This is a genomic window from Nostoc sp. FACHB-892, from assembly GCF_014698795.1.
In the GTDB taxonomy this organism is placed as follows: Bacteria; Cyanobacteriota; Cyanobacteriia; order Cyanobacteriales; family Nostocaceae; genus Nostoc.
The window spans coordinates 215,836-239,126 of record NZ_JACJTR010000005.1 but is presented as its reverse complement, the minus strand read 5'-3'; the positions used below and the strand labels follow the sequence as shown (position 1 = coordinate 239,126).

Genomic DNA, 23,291 nt, shown 5'->3' with positions numbered 1-23,291 from the left:
AACTTATCGATGTCTGTCTCTAAAAATCCTGATGCTTGCCCCGTAAGTATTCTGATGTCTTTACTATCAGGCCCCTGGACAATGTATATACTGTGGGTGTTGTGTAATAGTGGGCCTACTCGTTTTGGTGCATTGAAACATCTAGTTGAGGGCATCTCAACTAAAGTTCTGACGGAAAGACTGAGGATGCTTGAGGCAGCAGAGATTATTTATCGGCAGTATGAACCGACTGTTCCCCCCCAAGTAACTTACGGTCTGACGGAACATGGACAGGAACTCATTGATGTGCTTCATCAACTCAATGCACTTGCTGAACGTTGGTATGGTAGCGAACAACAGTCTAAAGGTGAACTAAAAAAGCCGATGGAGAATGCATCGGCTTAACTGACAAAATTGAATAGTCTACTGTTCCTGGATAGCTGTTGCTTTGGGAGAGAATTGAATTCTGGGATCTGGCATGAAATTGTATCTCAAGTACAATCCTCCCCAGATAAACAGGATAATGAACAACCCACCAATACCAAGGGGACTGGGTAGCCAGAAAACAGCTTCTATGTGGTTTAGCTCGCCAGGTTGGAGTTTCCACACTAGTTGATTGCCATTTTTTTCCGGCGCAATAGCAGTTTCAGTTAGTTGGATATTTTTGGCTCCCCAAGGAGTCTTCAAACTAAATTCTAAGTCGAGAATTGAACCAGCATTAGCTAGAACGTTACCTTTACTGGCAATTAGAGACAGCGATCGCAAATCCAAATCATAAATTAACCGATTTCGGACTAAAAGTAAAAAATTGTTTTGCTCCAAGAGGACGTTTGATTCAATTTTCGGTAATTCTGAGTTAGATTTGCCCTGTCCAGACTCAGAGGATTGATTCGCACGGGAGTTAAAAAACTCGTTGAATTTTTCTTGCAATTCCGTACCACTACTAAAAGGAATTGTGACAATGATTTCTTCTTGGGAAACTCGCTGCGTTTTCCCCTCTAGTTGACGGGCGCGGCGCTCTATGCTGTTCAACCATTCGTACACAGAATCGCCACTAAAACTGGTTAACCGCTCTCCTAATTTAATATGTTGTACTAGTTCGCCACTATTTGAGTTGTCAAAGTTAAACCCTACATCGTAATTAACACAGCCAGTCAGTAGCACGGATGTTAACAGCACTAGCCACAGAATAGGATTTCGCATGGGAAAGAAGCGCTTCATTCTATTTCGACCATTCAGTGTCAACACAAAACTAAATGGTCTGATTAACCACAAGAAAATCTTTCCTAAACTTGAAGAATTCATAAGTATAAGTCTCCCCAAAAGTCAAATATTTTAACCAATCTTGACTTCTTAGTATTGTTTGAAATTTTTAGAACACCATTTTGGTAACGAATTTTCATCCAAAATCTAAAATCCAAAATTGGTATCAGCCAGGGGTTCCTGAAAAATTCAACCAAACCAAGTACGAGATGGTTAAACCAATAGCAATTAGCGCTACCCAGATAAAGCGATTATCTCTGGTATTAACCTGACTGAGGTCAACGAATTCTGGCTCAGTAGGTTTAGGCTTTTGCTGCACAGAAGATTTATTAGACTTAGCAGGTACAGAAATTTTGAGTTCATTATCGGGTAATGTGCCCAAATCGGGGATTTCGGTCATCCATTCGCTAGGTCTTTTCAGCTTTGGTGCTTTTAAGATATAAAGCATCCGTCGCGCTTGTTTGCTAATTTCAAAATGGGCATGGCGTTTAAGTCTTTCGCAAAGAGCGATCGCATCATCGCTGCGTCCAGCAGCTTCATAAGCTGTCACCAGATAAATTTCTACTTCGCCCGCAAGGCGAGAATTATGAACTAATAGGGCGCTGGCCTTTTCTAAATTTTCGATGGCTTCGCGGTATTGCCCATTTTCAAAGGCGATTTTCCCTCTTTGGTAGCGGGTTTTAGCAATTTCTAAACTTTCTGTACTCACGGCTTCTACAAAAATCAGCACTATTTTCATTTTGCCAATGCCAGCAATCTTTTTGGAATATTGTTTAAAAGCTGGCAATCTGAAACTAATTTCTAATTTTTTGATAAAGAGTACTGCGTTGTTGGTAAGGTCGTCCTAAAGAAGCGATCGCAGTTTCCAAGGTTTCCACTTCCATACACGTACCGCCCAAAGCACCTGCCATTGTAGTAATATGCTCCTCCATCAATGTGCCACCAATATCGTTGCAACCCCAAACTAAGGCTTCGGTTGCACCAGCAAGCCCCAGTTTTACCCAACTCTGCTGATGGTTGGGAATCCAATTACCCAAGTAAATCCGCGCTACAGCCCCTAGCAGCAGTGCATCACTCAAAACTGGTTGATCGCGTCCGACACGGCGACGTAAGGGTTTGGGCGCTTCTTGCCCAACGAAGGGTAACAAAATAAACTCTGTGATCCTTGCTGGATATCCCTGATTAATGGCAGTTTTTTGGAGCGATCGCAATTTTTCTAAATGCCCGATTTGCTGCTCGTGGGTTTCAATATGCCCAGATAACATGGTGCTGGTGGTATGCAAGCCTAATTTATGAGCTGTGCTGACAATTTCTAGCCATGTGGCTGTGTCAATCTTCTCTGGACACAGTATCCGCCTTACTTCATCGTCTAATACTTCGGCTGCTGTTCCCGGCATTGAGTTAACACCAGCATCGCGCAAAGCAGCAATCACATCAGCATACTCAAGTCCGTCAAGTCTGGCGATAAATTCCACTTCCTGCGGGGAAAAAGCGTGGAGATGGATCTGCGGAAATTCCTGTTTAATGGTTTCCACTACCTTGAGGTAATAGGACAAAGATTTACCATTTATCAGCGCTTGTGGATTTAATCCCCCCTGCATACAGATTTCCGTTGCACCCCGTTGCACCGCATCTGTCGCTTTTTCCAAAATTTGCGCCGAATCTAACCAGTATGCACTGGCATCACCATCATCCCGACGGAAAGCACAAAAACTACAGTGCTGCTCACAAATATTAGTAAAGTTAATATTACGATTAATTACGTATGTAACCGTATCGCCTGCTTGAGTGTGCCGGAGTGTGTCGGATGTACTACGTATTGCTGCGATCGCCTCTGGATCAGTTTGTTGTAACAATACCACTCCCTCTTCGGGAGATAAATCGTACCCCATTAAGGCACGTTCAAGAATTTTTTCAACGGCAATTTTTGTCAACATTACTTTCTTAATTTCTCGGTAAATATTAATTTTTTATCTTCTAAACAATTAAATTCTACTTAAAAAATATGGCTATTTTTAATTAAAAATTACAAAATTTATGCAATATTCTTTGCCGTAAGCGCTCTAAAACTGGTTCTTCTTCGGGTGATACCTCAGCAAATAGCATCTCATATATCAGTGGCACTCCTAGCTGTAAATCTTCAAGAATTTCGCGTTGATTAAAAACATCTTGGGGTTTTCCTTCAATCACGAGTTGTCCCCGATCCATGACAAATATCCAGTCTGCCCAACGATAAACTAAATCAAGATCGTGGGTTGCCATTACTATAGTTGTACCATCTGCATGAATCTTTTTCAGAGTTGCCATTAAGTTACGAGTATGCAACTTATCAAGATATGCCGTTGGTTCATCTAACAATAGTAGCTCTGGTTTTAGCACCATGACATCAGCTATGGAAACTCGCTTTTTTTGTCCTAAGCTGAGATGATGGACAGGTCTTTGTGCTAGCTGAGTAAGTTCAAATTCGACTAAAGCTTGTTCAACTCGCTGTTTAATTTCTCCTGTCGGCAATCCTAAATTGCACAAGCCATAAGAAATATCTTCTTCAACGGTAGAAGCTACTAGTTGCTGTTCTGGATCTTGAAAAACTAGCCCTACTTGTTGCCGTAATTTCATGAGTGATTTTCGGTCGTATTGTAGACGCTTCCCTTGCCAATACACGCTGCCTTTTTGAGGTTTATATAACCCGTTAGCTAATAAAAATAGTGTGGTTTTACCGCAACCATTTTGACCTATTAATGCACATTTATGATGAGCAGGAATTTTGAGAGTTAATCCATTTAAAGCTGATTGTTCTGCGTTTGTATAAGTGTAATATAACTTTTCAAATTCGAGTAAAAACTGTTGCATAATTATACCAATCCAATGCTACTAATAACGCACATCCTATAACAGCTTCGATAGCATAGCGCTTGGATAGATGATAGCGATGAGGATGCCAAACTTTAAATTCTCCATTAAATCCCCGTGATGCCAAACTCAAGGATACTTGGCGATAATTTTCTATGGTTCGTTTGAGCAATTGTCCAATTAATAGAGCTAAACTTTTCATGCCAATATTAAAACTGCAATAGCCGCCACGAGCTTGTTGGGCAATCCATAATTCGGCAGATGTGTTTAATAAAATAAAAATAAAACGGTACATTAGTAATAATAAATCGGTTAATAGCACAGGAAAACCCACGCGGCGCAGAACTTGCAAAAGTTCGGTGAAGGGGATAGTTAACATGATAAAATATAAGCAGGAAACAGAAGCGATCGCTCGTGTTAAAATCATGAATCCCTGTTCAATACCGTGAATACTGATGTACACATAATAAGAGCCAATATCCAAGCCTGCTACTGAATCAGTTTGCACTAAATGTAAGTTAGAAATATTTACGCCATTGATCACTAAAGCTGGTAAACTTGTTAACCAGAATAAAGTAGCAACATAAACTAGTTTGAAATAAATTTTGCTAGGAATCCCTGCATATATAATTGTCCAAGTACTCATCCAAACTGCAATCAAAACTTGAACTAGGGAATGACTAAAGGCAGCGATAATCAGCAGAGCGATCGCAAACAGCAATTTCTGCTCTGGTGCTAACCACCGCAAGCGATTAGTGTATGCAAGAGTATCTATTTGCAGACTCATTCCTTATTCCTTTGATGTTGCGATCGCCCTTTATACAAACCAATTACATAACCAATGACTCCAGCACCCGCCGCCGCTTGCACGGAAAATAATAAGCTTTCGACTTCTCCACTTGGTAACTCAACTAATGGATTAAACCAAGGTTTATATTCGGGCTGAATTTCTTTGATTGCATCTTCAGCTTGGCCATCTGCGCCGCTAAATTCTGCTTTAATTAATACTAGTGGTGCTACTGCCAATACCACTACTCCTAATAGCAACAGCCAATTACTTAATCCTTTTTTAGACTGTTTCATTGTGTTGAGGTTCCCGTTTGATTAATTTCAAAAATTCTAGTTCTTGAGGCGTATAAGATTGTAACCAATTCCATACCAATACAGTGAGCAAACCTTCACTAATTGCCAGAGGAACTTGAGTAATCGCAAAAATTCCCGCAAACTTGGTAAATGAGGCTATAAATCCACCTACGGGTGCGGGAAAAGCAAGAGCAAGTTGCACGGAAGTAATAATGTAGGTGAGTAAATCTCCCAAGGCGGCTGCTAAAAATATAGCTATTTTTTGCTTACCAGTTAGCTGCATCGTCAAATGATATATCCAATAAGCAGCAAATGGGCCTGCGATCGCCATCGAAAAAGCATTTGCCCCCAATGTCGTCAACCCTCCATGAGCCAACAGCAGCGCTTGAAATAACAGAACTAAACCCCCCAGCACCGACATAGCTAGAGGGCCGAATAGCACCGCTCCTAACCCTGTACCTGTAGGATGCGAAGAACTACCTGTAACTGAAGGAAGTTTCAACGCTGACAAGACAAAGGTAAAAGCTCCCGCCAATGCCAAGAGTAATTTTAGTTCAGGGTTGGCTTGGGTGATGCGAGTTAGCGATCGCAATCCTAAAATAAAAAATGGTAACGCCACTACCCACCAAAAAATTGCCCAATTTCCTGGTAAGTAACCTTCCATAATATGCATGGCATAGGCTGGTGTAGACGCTCCAATAACTAAATAAAAGCTCAAAATACCTATCACAATTAGTGATACGCCTTTTGACTTGAGAAGAATTCTTGGCACGCTGTATACCTCGCAAATACATTTTAAAGATTCAGTTTAAATCGGCGGACGCTCTAAATAAACGATTCAAAATTGCAAGTACTCACAATGTTATAGAAACGCTATTTATCTCATCTCTAAGCAAATAAAATGCACCACAGCATAGCAACAGTCTCCTAGTTTCGTCCATATCCCAGGTGCTATTATACGCATTGTTTGTATTCTAAGTACTGCTAAAGCAATAAGCATATCAATCAAATAGAAAATAGGCATGAAAAGCTAGTTTGTTCAGAATATTTTTTATACAAAATTTCAAAAACAAATACTGATTAAAATCCGAATATATTGATTGGAATTTTCACGGACTGGTTCTGGCTTGATCTAAATTTAATAACTTAAAGCAGCAATTTTGAATAATTAATAATTATTGACAATAATTATTAATTATTCTAGAATTTAAAAGCAATTGCAAAATATTTGCAATTCTTTTTTGGCGCTAATCGTAACTAAATGTCATGCCCAACAACTTCACTCTGGGTAACGAAAAACTTTGGAACCGTCGTCAATTACTGAAGGTGGGACTAGCAGGGGCTGGAGTAACTGGTGCAGCTGGACTTTGGCAGATGCTAAATCTACAAAGTAAGTCAATTGTCAAAGTGCCACCATTCGATATGGAAGCATCCGACGACACGACTAACCCGATTAACCCGATGAAAATGTTAAGGGATTTTGATTATGGGACAGTAAAGCAAGAAAATGGGCGGACTATCCGGGAATTTCAGTTAACTGCGGGTACTTCGATTATTAAACTCAATAGTGCTGTCTCTTACAACATCTGGGACTTAAACGGTCGCATACCAGGGCCAACGCTACGGGCAAAACAGGGCGATCGCATCCGGGTACTATTTCTCAATAATGCGGGACATTCTCACTCTTTGCATTTTCATGGTGTTCATCCAGCAGAAATGGATGGTGTTCGCCCAATCAGCAACGGCAAAGCCACAATTTATGAATTTGATGCTGAACCCTATGGTGTACACCTGTATCACTGCCATATTGAACCAGTCACCCGGCACATCGCTAAGGGACTTTACGGGATGTTCATCATCGATCCACCTACTCCCCGTCCCCCAGCTGATGAGATCGTACTAGTAATGGCTGGGTATGACGTGAATGATGATAGCCATAATGACTATTACGCTTTCAACGGTTTGCCCCATCACTATATGCATCATCCCATCCCTATTTATCAAAATCAGTTGATTCGGCTGTATGTCCTTAACATCATTGAATACGATCCAGCAGTGACGTTTCATCTCCACGCCAACTTCTTTGATGTCTATCGCTCTGGCATGAGTATGACTCCTAGCGAGAAAACTGATGTGATTACAATGGGTGTAGCAGAAAGGCACATCTTGGAATTTGCTTTTCGCTACCCAGGTAAGTATATGTTCCATCCCCATCAGGATGCGATCGCAGAAAACGGTTGTATGGGTCAATTTGAAGTAGTTGCTGATAGCAACTCTAAAAACCCTATTAAAAATTTATGACAATATTATTCGTATTAATTCCTTAAAATTTTAGATAATAATTGATAAAAAATGTCATTATATGCGACAGTAAAATCTATGGCAATGTGTCAAACAAACTATTTGATAGTAATAGTTTGAAATGTTTCAATTAATACCTTTTTAGTTATGCAAGAAGAAAAGATGATAAAACTTCGTTATATCTGTTTAACTGCTGCTGCTGCGGTAATAGTTACCTTGAGTTCCTGTAGTAGTACACCAACCGCAGAAAATCCATCAGCACCAGTTGCTAGCCCTCAAGCTACAGAGGCAGTAAGTAATAACGGTCATAGTGGTCACGGTGGCAAAGAAAAAATTAACATTAACAGCGCTATATTGTCAGAATTGGATAAGTTTGAAGCCAAACTAGGTATTCCAGCTTTATCAAACAAAATCCAGGCAAATCGCCCATATGGTAGCCCAGAAGATTTAGTTACTAAAAAAGTAATTACTCAAGAGCAGTTCGACCAAATTAAAGACCAAGTTGGTGTTCAGGAAGTAGTACTCACAGGTGAGGCAAAAGATGTTGACTACATGAGTAAATTGAGCTTAATGAAAGGGCATCTTTTAGTAGCACAAGAGCTTCTGGATCAGAATCAGCCGAAACAAGCAGAACCTCATATTGGACATCCAGTTGAGGAAATTTATGTTGATGTAGAAGAACAATTAAATGAGCGCAAAGTCAAAGAATTTAAGACAACATTGGTAAGTTTGCAAGATTTAGTGAAATCTAGTCCGAAGGATAGCAAAGTTAAAACTAATTTTAGTTCTTCAGTGCAAGCAGTTGATGGCGCGATCGCAGCTTTGCCAGCAGATCAACGCTCAAAACCAGGATTTGTGCTACAGGTTGTTAACGAATTGCTAGATTCAGCTAACTCCGAATATGGCGCTGCGATCGCAGATGGTAAAATAACCGCGCCAATTGAGTATCAAGACTCTCGCGGTTTTGTCGTTTACGCCAATGATTTATACAAAGGAATTTCTAGTCAAGTAGCTCAAGCAGATCCCGAAGCTCACAAAGCGATCGATGCTAGTTTTGCTGAACTAATAAAAGTTTGGCCTTCTGCCATCCCACCAGCCAAAGCAGTCAAAACTGCTAATGATGTTACCAAACTAGTAAAAACCATCGAGGAAAACTCTCAAAAAGTGGTTGGTAAATCCAATGCCCAAGCACAGCGCTAACACTTTAATTTAATGGGAAGTATAGGGTAAGGAGTTTAAAATAGTTAGGAGTTAGGAGTTATGAATTATGAATTATGAGTTATGAATCCCAAAATACTAACTCTTAACTTCTAACTCGTCACTCCTAACTAATTACACTCCATTCATTACTTGAACTAAGAACTGATGCAAGAACTTGACTATAAAAAGACCATTGACTTGCTTAACGCCATTATGGAATTTGAGCTAGCAGGGGTAGTGCGCTATACACATTATTCTTTGATGGTGACTGGCCCTAACCGTATTCCAATTGTGGCCTTTTTCAAAGCACAGGCAAGTGAATCTTTACTTCATGCCGAACAAGTGGGAGAAATTCTCACCGGTTTAGATGGGCATCCCTCCCTGAAAATTGCCCCAATGGAAGAAACCTACCAGCATAAAGTCAAGGATATCTTGGAAGAAAGCTTATCTCATGAAAAAAAGGCATTGGATCTGTATAAGAATCTGCTCGAAACTGTTACTAATGCCAGCATTTATCTTGAAGAATTTGCTCGCGGCATGATTGGGCAAGAAGAGATGCATAATCTCGAACTGAAAAAGATGCTACGCGATTTTAGTTAATAGTCATTAGTCATTAGTCATTGGTCATTAAGTCATTAGTCAAAAAATAATTTAAAGGACAACTGACAAAGGGCAAATGACTAATGGCAAATGAAAAAAGACAAAGGACAAAAGATGAATTTTAGTACTGCTATACCTACTTTTGTAATAACGCTCCGAGAAGGAGTTGAAGCCGCCCTTGTTGTTGGCATTGTGCTAGCTTTACTGAAAAAAGCTAAACAATCCCAACTCAACTCTTGGGTATATGCTGGTGTCGGCGTTGGTATTGTCGTCAGTGCCTTAATAGGCGTGCTATTTAGTTGGGTTATTCAAGTACTGGGAGCAGCGAATCCTCAATACACCTCGGTAGTTGAGCCAGCATTGGAAGGTGTGTTTAGCGTATTAGCGATCGCAATGCTCAGTTGGATGCTAATCTGGATGACTAAACAAGCCAGATTCATGAAAGCTACAGTTGAGGGAGCAGTTACACAAGCACTGACACAAAACTCAAATGCTGGTTGGGGTGTTTTTACTTTAATTTTAGTTGCCGTTGTCCGCGAAGGCTTTGAAACTGTTCTATTCGTTGCTGCTAATTTTCAACAGGGATTAATGCCAGCCTTGGGTGCTATTGGTGGTTTGGTAACGGCATCTGCCATTGGGGTGCTGCTATTTAAATGGGGTGTCAAAATTAACATCCGCCAGTTTTTCCAGGTAATGGGCATTTTATTAGTATTGATTGTCGCTGGGTTGGTAGTTTCAGCCTTGAAACATTTTGACGACGCTGTGGCTAACTTTGCCCTTAGCAGTCGTGCTACAGAAAGCCTTTGTTTCTATTACGAACGTTTTACTAAAGTCCACTCTTGTATTTTGGGGCCAATGGTTTCAAATACTTCCAGAATTTTGCCTGACGAACAGTTTCCTGGTATTATCCTCAAATCTTTATTTGGTTACAGAGACAATCTCTATCTTGTACAAGCAGTGGGATATGTAACATTTTTACTTACTATTGGAGGACTATATTTCCGCAGCCTTGGAGGTGCTTCTCCTGAAGGTAAAAAAAATATCCCCTTTGCTCAAAAACCAATTAGTTCTACAAAAGATTGAAAGTACACGCGTAAGGGCACGGAATGCCGTGCCCCTACACCTCGCAATATAATCTTGTAAGCTGAATAGGAACCGTTATATTCATCAAGGTAGAATCTGAAAACAAGATTTTAAATTATGTTTATTGAGCTAAGTAGACCGTGGCGCAAACAACGCTTGCTTAAGCTGCTGACAAGCCTTTTCAATTGCATCTATACTACCTGGATTCACCAGACCATAATAATCAAACACATAGACTCGGTTATTTTTGGTTGCTTGCAGTTGCTGCCAAAAAGCTTCCTTCTTCAGTGAATCTAAAAGCCCAGCTTCCGAATTCCCTTGTGGGGGATTAACCAAAATTATCACCTCTGGATTTGCTTCTAAAACTTTCTCAGCCGAAAGCGTCACATAGCCACCAATTGGGCTTTTTCCTTGTAAATCTGCTGCTATATTTTTCGCTTGAAATTTCGCCAGCAGATCCCCAGCCCAACTATTTTTATTTGGCGCTAAAATTGGTTGACGACTAACCAGCGCTAGAGTAGAAAAACCCTGAGTTGGCTTTTCTGGCAAGAAAGTTTTGTAACGGTTTAACAAAGGTTGAGGATCAGCATCAATTGATTTAGCAAGTCTTTTAGTAAGTTTTTCTAGAGATTCCCAGTTATTTACCTTAGTCATAAAGGTTGGAATTCCTAGCTGGTGAAGTTTTTGAATTGGGATGTTAGAAAAGCCTTCTGCACCAATAACTAAATCTGGTTTGAGTGATACAACTTTTTCTAAGTTGGGCGGACTTTGCCCTTCGCTAACGCGGGGGATATCCTTGAATCTTGAGTCATTATTAAATAATTTACTTCCAGTGATTCCAACAATTTTTGTTTGATCGAGCTGAGAAACAATGTCAGCAGAAAGAGAAGAAAGAGCAACAATCCTTTTTGCTGATCCTTTTGATAATTGCTGAGAATTTGTATTTGCCGTTTCAGTGAGGTTTGTGATTTTTGTTTGTGGCTGTTGAGTGGTTGCTGTAGTGCAAGCAGCCAAAACTAGACTCATCAAAAGTGCTAAAGCAGATAAGAACCAACGACGATACATATTAAAATTCCTTTTGGGGTAAGAATGGCATCATAAACATACTCAGCACCACATTCAAAAATAGCAAATTTAGCTTTTAGTTCACTTGACTTGACTTTGCGATCTTTGCGTAGACGCTTTGCTTCACCTCCCACCTTGTTTATTGAAATATTGAAAGTTTTAATTGGCTTTAGCTATAGCAATCCTAAATAAACCGTGAAAATCCCCGATTCCTCTCTCTGCGTTCTCTGTGCCTCTGCGGTTAATTTATTTTACAAATGATTTTTAGAACTGCTACATAATAGCTATTAATTCCCAAACGGAATAGCAACGAAGCCAGAAATTGAAAAGATGGAGTAATGGCAAGAGCTAAAAGTCAGGCTATTCTTAGTTCAAAAATACTACTGGTTTTGGCAGATTTTCACTAACTAAGGTAGAGGCGAAATCTACCCAATAGTAGACTAAAATTGCGTAAGAATTTAGATATTTTATACTGCAATGTATGTATTTATGTATTTATAAAAAAAATCGGCAACACAAATAGTCCTTTAGCAGTCTTGAAAAAAGAGGTTTTAGAACCTTTACTCCTTAACGATATAATTCGATACACGTTGCCCACAATTATCTGAATTGGGGTCGATGATTATTGTGTCCATCTACTGCTAGGTATGTCTAACCACCCCTTGAACGTTGCAAGATCAAGATTATTTTGGCAGCGCCTATTCGCTGTTGTTTTCACTAGTAGTTCGTTGCTCCCCAACTTGGGAAGCGAACCAGCAAGGGCGCAAGTAACCCAGTATTGTCACTTATCAGCAGCAGCAGCACAAGAAAAAGAAACCTTACGTTTATCAGCTCTCAAAGGCAAGCAAGATGCCCAAACCCGCTATCAAAACTTAGTAAAAAAGCAGGCACAGGAATTACAAAAGTGTCGCGCTCAGACTTGGCCGCAAATCCAAGCCCTCTGGTTGCGCTTGTATCCCTGTGATATTCAACCAGGAACAATTGACCAGATTATGGATCGGATTGTCAACCGTGGTTATAATCAAGTTTATATAGAAGTATTTTACGACGGGCAAGTATTATTGCCAGCAACAGCCAACCCGACGGCTTGGCCTTCTGTAATTCGCACCCCAGGAGCAGAAAACGCCGATTTACTCGCCACAGCAATTCAAAAAGGTCGGCAACGCGGTTTAAAGGTCTACGCCTGGATGTTTACTACCAATTTCGGCTATACTTACGCCCAGCGCCGAGATAGAGAAGATGCGATCGCTCGTAATGGCAAAGGTCAAACAAGCTTATATGTCGTAGATAACGGCTCTCAACTATTCATCGACCCCTACAACCCACAAGCAAAACGCGACTACTACCAATTAGTACAAGAAGTTTTACGCCGTCGCCCAGATGGTTTGCTATTAGACTACGTGCGCTATCCGCGCCAAGCAGGAAGTGATTCCATCGCCACCAAAGTTTCAGATTTATGGCTATTTAGTCCCGCAATTCAAGAAGCTTTATTTAAACGGGCACAGAATTACAAAGGGCTAGACTTGATTCGCCGCTTTTTGCGTAAGGGATATGTTACTGCCGGAGATATCGCTGAACTCGATAAACTTTATCCTCAGGAAGGCGAACCCCTCTGGCAAGGACGCATCCCCCCGCCAGGGCAAAAATCAATTCTGCCTGCAACTGATAGACAGCCACTTTTACAGTGGGAATTGTGGCAACTCGCCGTTGCCCACGCCATGCAAGGAATTCTAGATTTTGTCACCATAGCTAGTTACCCAGCAAAGAAGCAAAATATTCCCACAGGAGTAGTGTTTTTCCCTGATGGCAACCAAACTGTAGGACAAGGGTATGATTCCCGGTTACAACCTTGGGATCGTTTCCCCACCACATTGCAGTGGCATCCTATGGCTTATGGGAATTGCGGTAATGCTAGTTGTATTGTGGCACAAGTGCAACGGGTTTTGAGTATGACAAAACCTGGTACTCAAGTGATTCCAGCTTTAGCCGGCAAATGGGGAGGATCTATTAGTAATCGTCCATCCCTAGAAGCGCAAATGCAAGCACTTCGCCAATACGCCCCTCAACTGAAGGGAGTTAGCCATTTTGCCTATTCTTGGCAATATCCTCAGAATGATAACGATCGCAAATTTTGTCGCACTCGCTAAACAGTATAATTCACGAGCGGAGCCGGAGCGTCTTTGGTCAGAATTCAGAATGAAAATTTTCCTCATCTTTCTCATCCCCCACTAATTAATTCTGAATTCTGAACTCTTTTTCAATTAACTTAAAGCCAAATCCTCTGGTGTATTACAGTTAAACAGCATTTCGGGTTCTGGTAAAGGCAAAACTTCTACAGGATATTGCCGAAGCCATTGCTGAAACGATCGCCCCCCTTGGTTGATAAACTCTAAAAGTTGTGGCAAACAGCAACGGCGGTAGAAACCACATAGAGGTTCCCAACCTTTCGGATGATGAGCTAAAGCTGCGATCGCATTATCCCCCACGCTATCAAGTCTAGTTACCCAATCTTGCAACACCTCAACCCGCAACCTCGGCAAATCGCAAGCTAGCAGCAGCACCCATTCTGTTTTGACTTCGGCTAGCCCTTGGGCAAATCCAACTAAAGGCCCGTGGGCTAGAGATTCTTCAGATAAAGGCACTTCTCGGATAAATTGGCAATTGGGCAAAAGCAAGTCTTGGTAGCGTTCTGGCCAGGGAGTGACTATATAAACAACATCAGCGCAGCTTTGAGCAATGCTACAAACTCGCTGTAACAATGGAACTCCTTGAATGGGAATCAGGGCTTTATCTTGACCCATACGAGAACTTTTGCCACCTGCTAAGACTATGGCAGTTAATTTGCTGCGGATAGTCATGTTAGTTTTCTGGCTCAAAAAACGTAATGCACACACCAGCTACATCAATAATTGCAAACTCCTTCATTCCCCAGGGTTGTGTTTGCAACTGAGCGTTGGGATGAATCATTTGTCCACCTTGTGCTTGAAATTCCTGATAAAGCTGCTCAATACCATCAACTTTGATTCGAAAAGTTGTCCATTCTGCAAGGTGTTGATCGTCATTTTTTTGCAGAAAAATTTCTGCACAGTCGCGTTTGATAATTGCCATAATCACCGGATCGCCTTCTTTATGAATTGTTGTAAAACCAAGTTGTTCATAGAAAGCGATCGCTTTTTCCATATCGCCACCAGCAGGAATAATAGGACTGATGTTTCCAAGTACAGGCGGTTTATTCATGGTTATGCGTCCGATGTTACCAAAACTATCCTCGATTTTGACTTTGCTGCACTTGCTGCAATAAATGCTCTACATTTGCTGCTGGTGCAAGGCACTTCAAACCTTGGCAAACTAACCCAACGCTTCCCTCTGGTAAATCAGATGTTACGGTAAACACAGCTGTTGGTAAAAACTTGGGGATCAGAGAGTTTATTTGCTCAGTGGTACTACGAATCAAGGTAGAATTACGATACCAATCCAAAGCTGTAAACAAGCTAGGACAAGCTTGAGGAGCGCGATTCATTACACTTCTAAAAGCTTTTAAGCCAAGTTCTGCTAAATCCAAATAATCTAGATTATCGGTGAGTAGGGCGAGACGCACAAGGTTAGCGATCGCAATTCCATTAGCTGATGGTGTAGCATTATCAACGTAACTGCGCTCCCGCACAATTAAGTCTTGACTAGAACCAGTTGATGTATTATAATAACCACCTAATTCAACACTCCAGAGAAATTCGTTGAATTCATCTTGGATAGCGATCGCTTTTTCTAACCATTGCTTATGCTCAGGGTTGGAAGCTTGTAAATCTAGGAGAGCTTTAATAAAAAAGGCGTAATCTTCAGACTGCGCTAACACAGTCGGTTCTCCTTGATAGTTGAGTCGCTGAAAACGCCCATCGACAAACTGATTTTCCAAGATAAAATTTGCTGCTCGTGCTGCTAATTCCAGATATAACGGTTCTTGGAAAACCCCAGCAGCTTTAGCCAGACCAGAAATCATCAAGCTATTCCAAGCGACAATCATCTTCGTATCTGTCACAGAGGGAATGCGGCCTGGCCAGTTAGTGGTTTTTGCTTCCTGGTTGTTACGAGCCGGGGGAAAAGTTTCTAAAGACTCAGAACTAACGCCATAGCGAGCGGTAAACAGCTTACCCAGAGCCGTTTCCACAGTTGCACTCAGTTGGCCAGAATAGCGCCTTTGCAAGACATTGCGCCCTTCAAAGTTGCCGTTAGGTGTCACAGTAAACTGTTCTAATTCCCTTAATTCTTCAGGCGTTAACAGTTGTTGAAGTTCGCTGTAACTCCAGACGTAAAAGGCTCCTTCTTCTGGTTCTGCTGCCGTGGGTTCAATGAAGCTGTCGGCATCTTGAGCAGCATAGAAGTAACCTTCAGGCGCGGTCATTTCTCGCTTCAGCCATTGTACAGTACCAGCAACTGCTCTCTCAAAGGCTGCTTCTTGTACTCCTGCACTCCATAAAGAAGCTATATACTCCACAATCTGTCCATTGTCGTAGAGCATTTTTTCAAAGTGGGGTACTGTCCAAGTAGCGTCAACAGTATAGCGATGAAAACCACCGCCCACATGGTCGTAAATGCCTCCCAGCGCTAAGTCTAGTCCGCGTTGGGTACAAACTTGCTTGCCATCATAGCGAGATTCAAAATTAAATCGAGTTCCCCGCAGTGCTAATTCTGCATAGGGAATCATCGGAAAGCTATTACCTGATTGACTAGGAGTAATTACACTTGTGCTGGTTTCCCAACCTTGGTGGAGTAATTCCCGGTCTTCAAGCTCATCTGTTGTACCATCTTGCAACACCGCAGACGTGAGCAGCGACTCAATAATTAAGGCTTTGCGTTGCTGTAATTCTGCTTTTTCTGTATCGTAGTAACGGCGAAGCGCTTGCAACACCTGTAAAAATCCAGGACGACCATAGCGCGGGTCTACAGGGAAATAAGTACCGGCATAAAACGGCACTAAATCTTCTGGGGAAAGAAATACGTTTAAAGGCCAACCCCCTTGACCACTCATGATTTGCAAAGCTTGCATATAAATGCTATCGAGGTCAGGTCTTTCTTCCCTGTCTACTTTGATGGGAAGATAATTAGCATTCATGTAGTCAGCGATCGCAATATCAGAAAAAGCCTCGCCTTCCATGACAGTACACCAGTGGCAACTAGAATAGCCAATGGAGAGAAAAATCGGTTTATTTTGCGCCCTTGCAGTTGCAAGTGCTTCATCACACCAAGACCACCAATCAATCGGGTTTTCGGCGTGTTTGCGGAGATAGAGGCTCTTAGCTTCAGCAAGGCGATTAGTCATGATTAAACGCAAGTAGTTGCCTTCTTTGCTCAGTCTATCCTGTTCCCAGAAGTGTTAGCCTAAACGGCTATGTATATAAGCAAGAAATCCTACGAGCGAATTATCCCTTGGGTAAGAGACAGTAGCCCATGTCTTTGATATCGCCGACACCTGTACAATTTGTGAAATATTTTTACTGAAACGATCGCAATAGTAAGCTAACGATATTTGGTGGCGTTTCTGGCACAGGTGATGCTGTCCTTGTCTGAATCATAGTATTTGGGCTAAGTCCTGCTATCAAGTGGAGCAAGAAGGTGATGATGGCGGCGTGTACAAGTTTTTCCAGCATGGCACGTCTCTCTCTGGGTGGATAGCATTAAAGTAGGACTGGTTATTCTAAATACACCTCGTACTATCGATTTACCGAATCTAACAAAAATAACTTGAGAATTGCTGAGGAAAATGCTAAAAAAATGTTTAAAATGTTACTGATTTAACACAATTCCCTAAGCAAGTTGGATTTCGGTTATCGGCTTAATTACTACATCGCCAAAGTTGTCCAGCAAATGCCGAGATATGAGGTTGGCGATAATTAGAGTTTTTAATTTGTTTTTCCTTTTTTTTAGACACCTTCTGTTCCTAAAAAGTGCCCTGAAGGGTTAAATTTTATAGTTTGCTCAACTGAAAATCGCTGTATTAGACAAGGGAAAACGAGAAAGGATTGATTTATCTGCTTAGGAACAGTAGAGATAAACCCCAGTTTCGTGCTGTCACCGATAAAATGTATTTAAAGTAGCCACAAACACGCTTCCATGATTCCTATCGTTATTGAACAATCGGGTCGAGGCGAACGCGCCTTTGACATCTACTCACGGCTGTTGCGTGAGCGCATCATCTTTTTGGGACAACAAGTTGACAACAACATTGCTAACTTGATTGTTGCCCAACTGCTGTATTTGGATGCCGAAGACTCGGAGAAAGACATTTATATGTACATCAATTCTCCCGGTGGTTCGGTGACGGCTGGTATGGGCATTTTTGACACTATGAAACACATTCGCCCTGATGTCTGTACAATTTGTACCGGATTGGCGGCGAGTATGGGCGCTTTCCTCCTCAGCGCTGGTGCTAAGGGTAAGCGGATGAGTTTACCCCATTCTCGGATTATGATTCATCAACCTCTAGGTGGCGCTCAAGGACAAGCGACTGATATCGAAATTCAGGCGCGGGAAATTTTGTACCACAAGAAGCGGCTAAATGACTATTTAGCTGAACATACAGGTCAACCAATTGAGCGAATTGCTGAAGATACTGAACGTGACTTCTTCATGTCACCAGAGGAAGCCAGAGAATACGGCTTAATTGACGAAGTGATTGACCGTCACGCTGCTGGTAGTCGCCCCGCAGTTGCTGTTCTTAATTAATAGTAGCTAGCCGTAAATGGTGATTTACCACTTTTAATTCGCTTAAACCCTAAAAATAACCCCTTTTCACTGATGAAAAGGGGTTATTTGACTTCAAAACTCGATTTAGATTCAACAGACTACGTTATTAGTCATTAGTCCTTACAAATAATTAATGACTAATGACAAATCAAAATCCTGCTATTGGGTCTGGCTGAGATTGTAAGTATTTGAGGAATCCGTGTAATTCTTCTTCAGTTAGCAAAGTACGCCCCCGCTTACCGTATGTTTCAATCAGATGTTCCCGTCCTTGTTCTGGTGTCCAGCCTAAACGCTGAAGTTCGACATCTGTTTTAGCAATTACATCCGATAAATCAACAGGTTCAGCTTTCTTCTTTCTCTTTCCTGCCACTGGCGGGGTAGCGATATTCTCTTGAGGGCTGTAACTCCGAGGTGTAAATGGTGTGACATTATTAGCAGAAATCTCTGGAAATGTTTGATTTTCCACCTGTTTATCAAAGGTTATTTCCAAGTTTTCCACTGGAGGATCAAATTCTAGCTCCTTGTTGGCTGTCACAGGAAAGTTTTGACCTAAATCCTGGCTATAGCTATCGCTTGGTAGGGACGCACCACTGCTGTACCCGTACTGTTCATTATTGTTTGTTACTACCTCTGGTTTGATGTTCCGTACCTTGGAAGGCGGTATAGATATTTCTTTGTCACTGACTACTGGCCACTGACTACTAACAAAATCTTGATCTTTGGCAGAGGAATAGGCAGCAGACTCATCTAATCCACTTTTGGTATTCAAGGAAGGGTTTAGCTGCGCTGGGGGAATTGGATTTGAGTTAAATGCGACTGATTGCTGTGGCGCATTTGTAATACCCAAAACTATCAGCGCCCTGGTTCGGGCTTGGTCTTCTGCTGCTTCTACTGTTTCTGCTGCTGCCATACCCGTAGCACGGGTTACACCTTCTATTTGCACGCTTGCCCGGACAATATATTTTCCTTGAAAAATTTGCACTAATTCAGAAATCAGACTGCCCTTGGGATACAAGCTCTGGAATTGAGCCAACATAATATTGCTACCAATCTAAATATTTTTAATAACGGGGTTGATACTGCCTGTATGCTCAAGCGAGATCATCTGCCCTTACTTTAATTTACATCCACTCGATACCCAGAATGCCTGCCAATATTGCTTACCATGTGTTATTGGTTTCTTGAGAGGCGATGAGTAGGTATAATTCTCTGCTCTGAGCCATCAAAGTGATATTCTTACTTTATCCTGTGTCCCAATTGTAGCAGCAGCACTTTTTTGACGAAATTTTTAGCTAGTGCTAACTTATCTGGGTAGTCTTGCCTGCAATGCTATACTGATTACCCAACTTAATATCTAGAACTATTTTCTGGAAATGCGCTCTAAATCTACAATAATGGAGATACGGTTCGCCCTCACTGCTTATTAAGCTGCTCACCTAATTGTTACCGATTCTACATGTGGGTAAATTGGGTTCACCGGCAGTTCCTCCGAGTCAAAAATCAGATTCTAATGGCGTAAAATTACCTTCACTCTAGACAATCAAACACCTGTAATTTCCACGCCACTTGACGGCAGTTGCTCCACTTGGGGAGACCCCTTGGCGCTAGCCTCTCCCTTTGGGAGAAGACCGCACTGCCTCCTCCACTTCGGGAGACCTCAAGACCGCAGTGGCTTCCCTGCATAGCGCTTTTGAGCAGTATGGATTCTCTAAACCCAGCTTCTCAAAAACCCGTCGCGTAATTACCTAGCGGGGCTAGATTTAAATCAGGCGTACTTTCTCAGTTTGGTTAGATGAAGAGAGTTGAACGCAGGCGAATTCTGAGAGCATCGTGCAGTGAGAAGTTCGTAGATGCCCAGAGTTGTCCGTGGGTAGGCTTCCTTTGCTTGGAACTGCCGGAGTAGTTTCCCACTCTTGCTGGGTTGGGCTTCCTTTCCTTAGAACTTAGGAAGCCTTGCCTCTGGGCAATTCGCTTCCAGCTTGTTTCTGTAAGCCGTGAGGGTATACAGAAAAGAACCAGATTAAACAACCAATGATGTTTTGACCAAAGGTCGGTTCACTGCATGGAATTTTCAATCGCTACACTCCTTGCCAATTTCACCGATGATAAATTGGTAGCTCGGAAGGTTTTAGAAAAGAAACTTGGCTGTGAAGATGAAAAAAGCTTACAGAAACTTCACATTGCCTTAGATGTTCTCGAAAAAATCGGTATTTTAGTGAAAGAACGGGGCAAGTACCGCCGTGTCTCCGAAGAGGGAGTAATCGAGGCAAAGCTCCGTTGTTCTAGTAAAGGCTTTTGCTTTGCTATTCAAGATGTCGAAGGAGCCGAGGATATTTACATCCGCGAAAGTCATTTGAGTAATGCTTGGAATGGCGATCGCGTTTTGGTAAGAGTTCTCAAAGAAGGCAGCCGTCGTCGCTCTCCTGAAGGGGAGGTGAAGCTAATTCTAGAACGTTCTAACCACACTTTACTGGCACGAATTAAGCAGGTGGAAGCTGGTTTCCGGGCTGTGCCTTTAGATGATCGATTGCTGTTTGAACTGAAGATTCAACCTAACGAGGCAAAGTTGGAAGAAGCGATCGATCACTTGGTTCATGTGGAAGTTTTGCGTTACCCGTTAGCACAATATCCTCCCCTTGGTCGAGTGGTACAAGTCCTCGGTAGCGATGCTGAAGCTGCTGCTGATATAGATTTAGTTACGTGTAAACATGACCTTTCCCGGACTTTTCCAGATAATGTACTAGATGCAGCCGCCAAGTTGCCCAAAAAGCTACTTAAAGCAGACCTGAAAAATCGGCTGGATTTGCGTAATTTATTTACCTTCACCATTGAAGGGGTAAATGGCGATACCAAAGTTATAGAAAACGCTTTTAGTTTAGAAAAGAACTTAGCCGGAAATTGGCTTTTAGGCGTTCATATTACCGATGTTTCTCACTATGTCCAACCTGATGAAGCCTTGGATAGAGAAGCACTCAAACGGGGCAAATCAGTATATCTGGGAGAGTTAGTGTTGCCAATTTTGCCCCCAGGTGTGGCAGAACGCTGTTCTTTAGTACCTGGGAGCGATCGCTTAACTATCTCTTTTTTAATTACCATTGATCCCCAATCTGGACAAGTCCTGGAGTGGGAAATTCAACCTAGTGTAATTAATGTCGAAACTGCACTAACTACTGAACAAGCCCAAGCAATTCTTACAGGTGAAGCCCAAGAATCATCACAGGTTTCCCAAATCCTGCAAGACCTCCAAGCCTTGCAAACAGCCATCAAACAGGTACGGTTGACTCGTGGTAGCCTCCAGTTAAATCTGCCGCCTAGCCAAAACGCCTACTATGATGAAGGGATTTTAGGCGCTGTGGTGGTGAATGATTTACCAGTGCGATCGCTACTCACAGAGTTGGTACTGTTAGTTAATCAACTGGTTGCAACTCACTTAAATGCTCTTGGTGTTCCCGCCATCTGGCGAGTTCAAGGTACGCCCGATGTCGAAGATGTTCAGGAAATGCTGAAATTGGCAGTCAATTTAGGCGTTGACCTCACACTAGATCCAGAAGTCGATATCCAACCCTTAGATTATCAACATCTGACTACAGCTTTTGCGGAATCTCCCTCTGAGCAAGTTCTGACTTACTTGTTACAAGATACCCTTAAGCCGTCTGCGTACAGCACTACCAAAGGTTCTCACTTTGGTCTGGCACTACCGCAATATGTCCACTTTAGCGCTCCTCTGCGGCGTTACCCAGATTTGCTGATGCAGAGAGTGTATTACGCGCTACTCGAAAACGGACGCGATCGCCGCAACACTCGTGTTAGAGAGCGCGTTAACCTGCGTCACTCCTCCAGCCACGAGGAAATTAACTGGAACGTTTTACCCCCAGAGTTGCAACAAGAATTGCAAAGCGATTTAACTAGGGTAATTGTCCAAATCAACGACCGAGAAAAAGAAGTCCAAGAGGCTGAAGCCGATTTAGCCGGGCTGCAAAAAGCCCAACTGATGAAGCAACGCATCGGACAGGTATTTCAAGGTGTGATTACTGGCGTTCAATCCTACGGTTTCTTTGTGGAAATTGAAGTCCCAGCAGATGAAGTGGAATCTAGCAGTAATCCTGGTGTGCCTTTGAGGGTAGAAGGATTAGTACACGTTAGTTCTCTCAAAGACGATTGGTATGAATATCGCGCTAGACAACAGGCACTGTTTGGGCGCAAAAATCGCGCTTCTTACAGATTAGGCGATCGCGTCGCCGTACAAGTTAAGAGTGTCGATTATTACCGTCAGCAAATTGATTTGGTAACAGTCGGCAGCGATGGTGTACCCAAAGGTTTAACTGGTAATGGCTCCAATGACGATCTTTCAGACCTCTACTTACCAAATGATATGGAGTCTGATGATATAGACCCTTACTCTGAGGATGAGTAAAATCAACTACAACGTTAGTGTCAAATAAAACTAAACCTCTAATTTTAGGCGTATCGGGCGCATCTGGTCTGATTTACGCTGTTCGCGCGATCAAATTTTTGCTAGAAGCAGATTATAGTATTGAATTGGTTGCTTCTAAATCTACTTACATGGTTTGGCAGTCAGAACAGGAAATTCGGATGCCATCAGAACCAAGCGGGCAAGAACAATTCTGGCGAGAGCAAGCTGGAGTTGAACTTTCGGGTAAACTCCGCTGCCATCCTTGGGGTGACGTTGGAGCTGGGATTGCCAGTGGTTCCTTTGCCACTCTGGGGATGATAATTATTCCATGCAGCATGAGTACAGTAGCAAAGTTAGCGGTTGGCTTGAGTTCCGATTTACTAGAACGGGCGGCGGATGTCCAACTCAAAGAAGGACGAAAGCTGGTCATTGTTCCTCGTGAAACGCCTTTTAGCCTCATCCACCTGCGTAACTTAACCTCTCTAGCAGAAGTTGGAGTGAGAATTGTCCCCGCTATTCCTGCTTGGTATCATAATCCCCAAACCATTGAAGATTTAGTTGATTTTGTAGTCGCCCGTGCTTTAGATCAACTAGATATTGACTGCATCCCAATTCAGAGGTGGGAAGGTCGTCGCTAATGCCCTCAGTGGACTCATCGGAAATTTCACAATAGTCCTAAAAGGGTAATGATAGAGATGGCTGATAGTGTCAG

Annotated in this window: 22 protein-coding genes; 9 read left to right on the top strand and 13 right to left on the bottom strand. The window is 42.2% G+C overall.

Going from position 1 to position 23,291, the window contains the following annotated elements; all coding sequences use genetic code 11:
- The first annotated feature begins 9 nt into the window (after positions 1-9).
- The gene (locus H6G96_RS09395) at positions 10-384 is read left to right on the top strand and encodes a helix-turn-helix domain-containing protein (protein ID WP_190911204.1); all 375 of its coding nucleotides are present in this window, start codon (positions 10-12) and stop codon (positions 382-384) included.
- Positions 385-402: 18 nt separating this feature from the next.
- On the opposite strand, the gene H6G96_RS09390 is transcribed toward H6G96_RS09395, so the two are convergent.
- The 7 genes from H6G96_RS09390 to H6G96_RS09360 all read right to left on the bottom strand — a co-directional run bounded on the left by H6G96_RS09390 (position 403) and on the right by H6G96_RS09360 (position 5,848).
- The gene (locus tag H6G96_RS09390; protein WP_190911203.1) at positions 403-1,284 is read right to left on the bottom strand and encodes a DUF3153 domain-containing protein; all 882 of its coding nucleotides are present in this window, start codon (positions 1,282-1,284) and stop codon (positions 403-405) included.
- Between the two features lie 124 nt (positions 1,285-1,408).
- A complete protein-coding gene (locus H6G96_RS09385; RefSeq protein ID WP_190911202.1) occupies positions 1,409-1,981 on the bottom strand; it encodes a tetratricopeptide repeat protein in 573 nt (190 codons plus the stop codon).
- Positions 1,982-2,036: 55 nt separating this feature from the next.
- Positions 2,037-3,179, bottom strand: a complete 1,143-nt coding sequence (gene cofH, locus H6G96_RS09380; protein ID WP_190911201.1) for a 7,8-didemethyl-8-hydroxy-5-deazariboflavin synthase subunit CofH — start codon at positions 3,177-3,179, stop codon at positions 2,037-2,039.
- Between the two features lie 82 nt (positions 3,180-3,261).
- Complete coding sequence (locus H6G96_RS09375) at positions 3,262-4,092, bottom strand: ABC transporter ATP-binding protein (RefSeq protein WP_190911200.1); 831 nt, start codon at positions 4,090-4,092, stop codon at positions 3,262-3,264.
- Entirely contained in the window at positions 4,067-4,879 is an 813-nt protein-coding gene (gene cbiQ / locus H6G96_RS09370) for a cobalt ECF transporter T component CbiQ (RefSeq protein WP_190911199.1), read from the bottom strand. The genes H6G96_RS09375 and cbiQ overlap by 26 nt, the downstream gene beginning before the upstream one ends.
- Complete coding sequence (locus tag H6G96_RS09365; protein WP_190911198.1) at positions 4,876-5,175, bottom strand: energy-coupling factor ABC transporter substrate-binding protein; 300 nt, start codon at positions 5,173-5,175, stop codon at positions 4,876-4,878. The genes cbiQ and H6G96_RS09365 overlap by 4 nt, the downstream gene beginning before the upstream one ends.
- Positions 5,162-5,848: an energy-coupling factor ABC transporter permease gene (locus tag H6G96_RS09360; RefSeq protein WP_190911295.1), complete on the bottom strand. Its 687-nt coding sequence runs from the start codon at positions 5,846-5,848 to the stop codon at positions 5,162-5,164. The genes H6G96_RS09365 and H6G96_RS09360 overlap by 14 nt, the downstream gene beginning before the upstream one ends.
- A 593-nt stretch (positions 5,849-6,441) precedes the next feature.
- Between H6G96_RS09360 and H6G96_RS09355 the strand changes: the two genes are divergently transcribed.
- The 4 genes from H6G96_RS09355 (at position 6,442) to H6G96_RS09340 (ending at position 10,359) form a co-directional block, all read left to right on the top strand.
- Positions 6,442-7,476 carry a multicopper oxidase domain-containing protein gene (locus tag H6G96_RS09355; RefSeq protein ID WP_190911197.1) on the top strand — a complete coding sequence of 345 codons (1,035 nt, stop codon included), beginning with the start codon at positions 6,442-6,444 and terminating at the stop codon, positions 7,474-7,476.
- Positions 7,477-7,638: 162 nt separating this feature from the next.
- Positions 7,639-8,676 carry a helix-hairpin-helix domain-containing protein gene (locus H6G96_RS09350; protein WP_190911196.1) on the top strand — a complete coding sequence of 346 codons (1,038 nt, stop codon included), beginning with the start codon at positions 7,639-7,641 and terminating at the stop codon, positions 8,674-8,676.
- Positions 8,677-8,841: 165 nt separating this feature from the next.
- Positions 8,842-9,276 carry a ferritin-like domain-containing protein gene (locus H6G96_RS09345; protein ID WP_012412436.1) on the top strand — a complete coding sequence of 145 codons (435 nt, stop codon included), beginning with the start codon at positions 8,842-8,844 and terminating at the stop codon, positions 9,274-9,276.
- 114 nt (positions 9,277-9,390) lie between these two features.
- Positions 9,391-10,359, top strand: coding sequence for an FTR1 family protein (locus tag H6G96_RS09340; protein ID WP_190911294.1), 969 nt, complete (start codon positions 9,391-9,393; stop codon positions 10,357-10,359).
- Positions 10,360-10,488: 129 nt separating this feature from the next.
- On the opposite strand, the gene H6G96_RS09335 is transcribed toward H6G96_RS09340, so the two are convergent.
- Complete coding sequence (locus tag H6G96_RS09335) at positions 10,489-11,424, bottom strand: ABC transporter substrate-binding protein (protein WP_190911195.1); 936 nt, start codon at positions 11,422-11,424, stop codon at positions 10,489-10,491.
- A 647-nt stretch (positions 11,425-12,071) separates the two neighbouring features.
- On the opposite strand from H6G96_RS09335, the gene H6G96_RS09330 reads away from it, so the two are divergent.
- Positions 12,072-13,571 (top strand): family 10 glycosylhydrolase, encoded by a 1,500-nt coding sequence (locus tag H6G96_RS09330; protein ID WP_190911194.1) that lies wholly within the window; start codon positions 12,072-12,074, stop codon positions 13,569-13,571.
- Positions 13,572-13,685: 114 nt separating this feature from the next.
- Here H6G96_RS09330 and H6G96_RS09325 read toward each other — a convergent pair whose 3' ends face one another.
- The 4 genes from H6G96_RS09325 to H6G96_RS09310 form a co-directional block, all read right to left on the bottom strand.
- Positions 13,686-14,282, bottom strand: a complete 597-nt coding sequence (locus tag H6G96_RS09325) for a molybdenum cofactor guanylyltransferase (protein ID WP_190911193.1) — start codon at positions 14,280-14,282, stop codon at positions 13,686-13,688.
- 1 nt (position 14,283) lies between these two features.
- On the bottom strand, positions 14,284-14,661 hold the full coding sequence (locus H6G96_RS09320; protein ID WP_190911192.1) for a VOC family protein: 378 nt from the start codon (positions 14,659-14,661) through the stop codon (positions 14,284-14,286).
- Positions 14,662-14,686: 25 nt separating this feature from the next.
- A complete protein-coding gene (locus H6G96_RS09315) occupies positions 14,687-16,741 on the bottom strand; it encodes a thioredoxin domain-containing protein (RefSeq protein ID WP_190911191.1) in 2,055 nt (684 codons plus the stop codon).
- Positions 16,742-16,913: 172 nt separating this feature from the next.
- Positions 16,914-17,069, bottom strand: a complete 156-nt coding sequence (locus H6G96_RS09310; RefSeq protein WP_190911190.1) for a hypothetical protein — start codon at positions 17,067-17,069, stop codon at positions 16,914-16,916.
- A gap of 463 nt (positions 17,070-17,532) precedes the next feature.
- On the opposite strand from H6G96_RS09310, the gene clpP reads away from it, so the two are divergent.
- Entirely contained in the window at positions 17,533-18,144 is a 612-nt protein-coding gene (gene clpP, locus H6G96_RS09305; protein ID WP_190729283.1) for an ATP-dependent Clp endopeptidase proteolytic subunit ClpP, read from the top strand.
- 169 nt (positions 18,145-18,313) lie between these two features.
- Here clpP and H6G96_RS09300 read toward each other — a convergent pair whose 3' ends face one another.
- On the bottom strand, positions 18,314-19,201 hold the full coding sequence (locus H6G96_RS09300; RefSeq protein ID WP_190911189.1) for a hypothetical protein: 888 nt from the start codon (positions 19,199-19,201) through the stop codon (positions 18,314-18,316).
- Positions 19,202-20,227: 1,026 nt separating this feature from the next.
- Between H6G96_RS09300 and H6G96_RS09295 the strand changes: the two genes are divergently transcribed.
- Positions 20,228-22,579: a ribonuclease R family protein gene (locus tag H6G96_RS09295; RefSeq protein ID WP_190911188.1), complete on the top strand. Its 2,352-nt coding sequence runs from the start codon at positions 20,228-20,230 to the stop codon at positions 22,577-22,579.
- A gap of 17 nt (positions 22,580-22,596) precedes the next feature.
- Positions 22,597-23,217, top strand: a complete 621-nt coding sequence (locus H6G96_RS09290; RefSeq protein ID WP_190911187.1) for a UbiX family flavin prenyltransferase — start codon at positions 22,597-22,599, stop codon at positions 23,215-23,217.
- Positions 23,218-23,291: the final 74 nt, after the last annotated feature.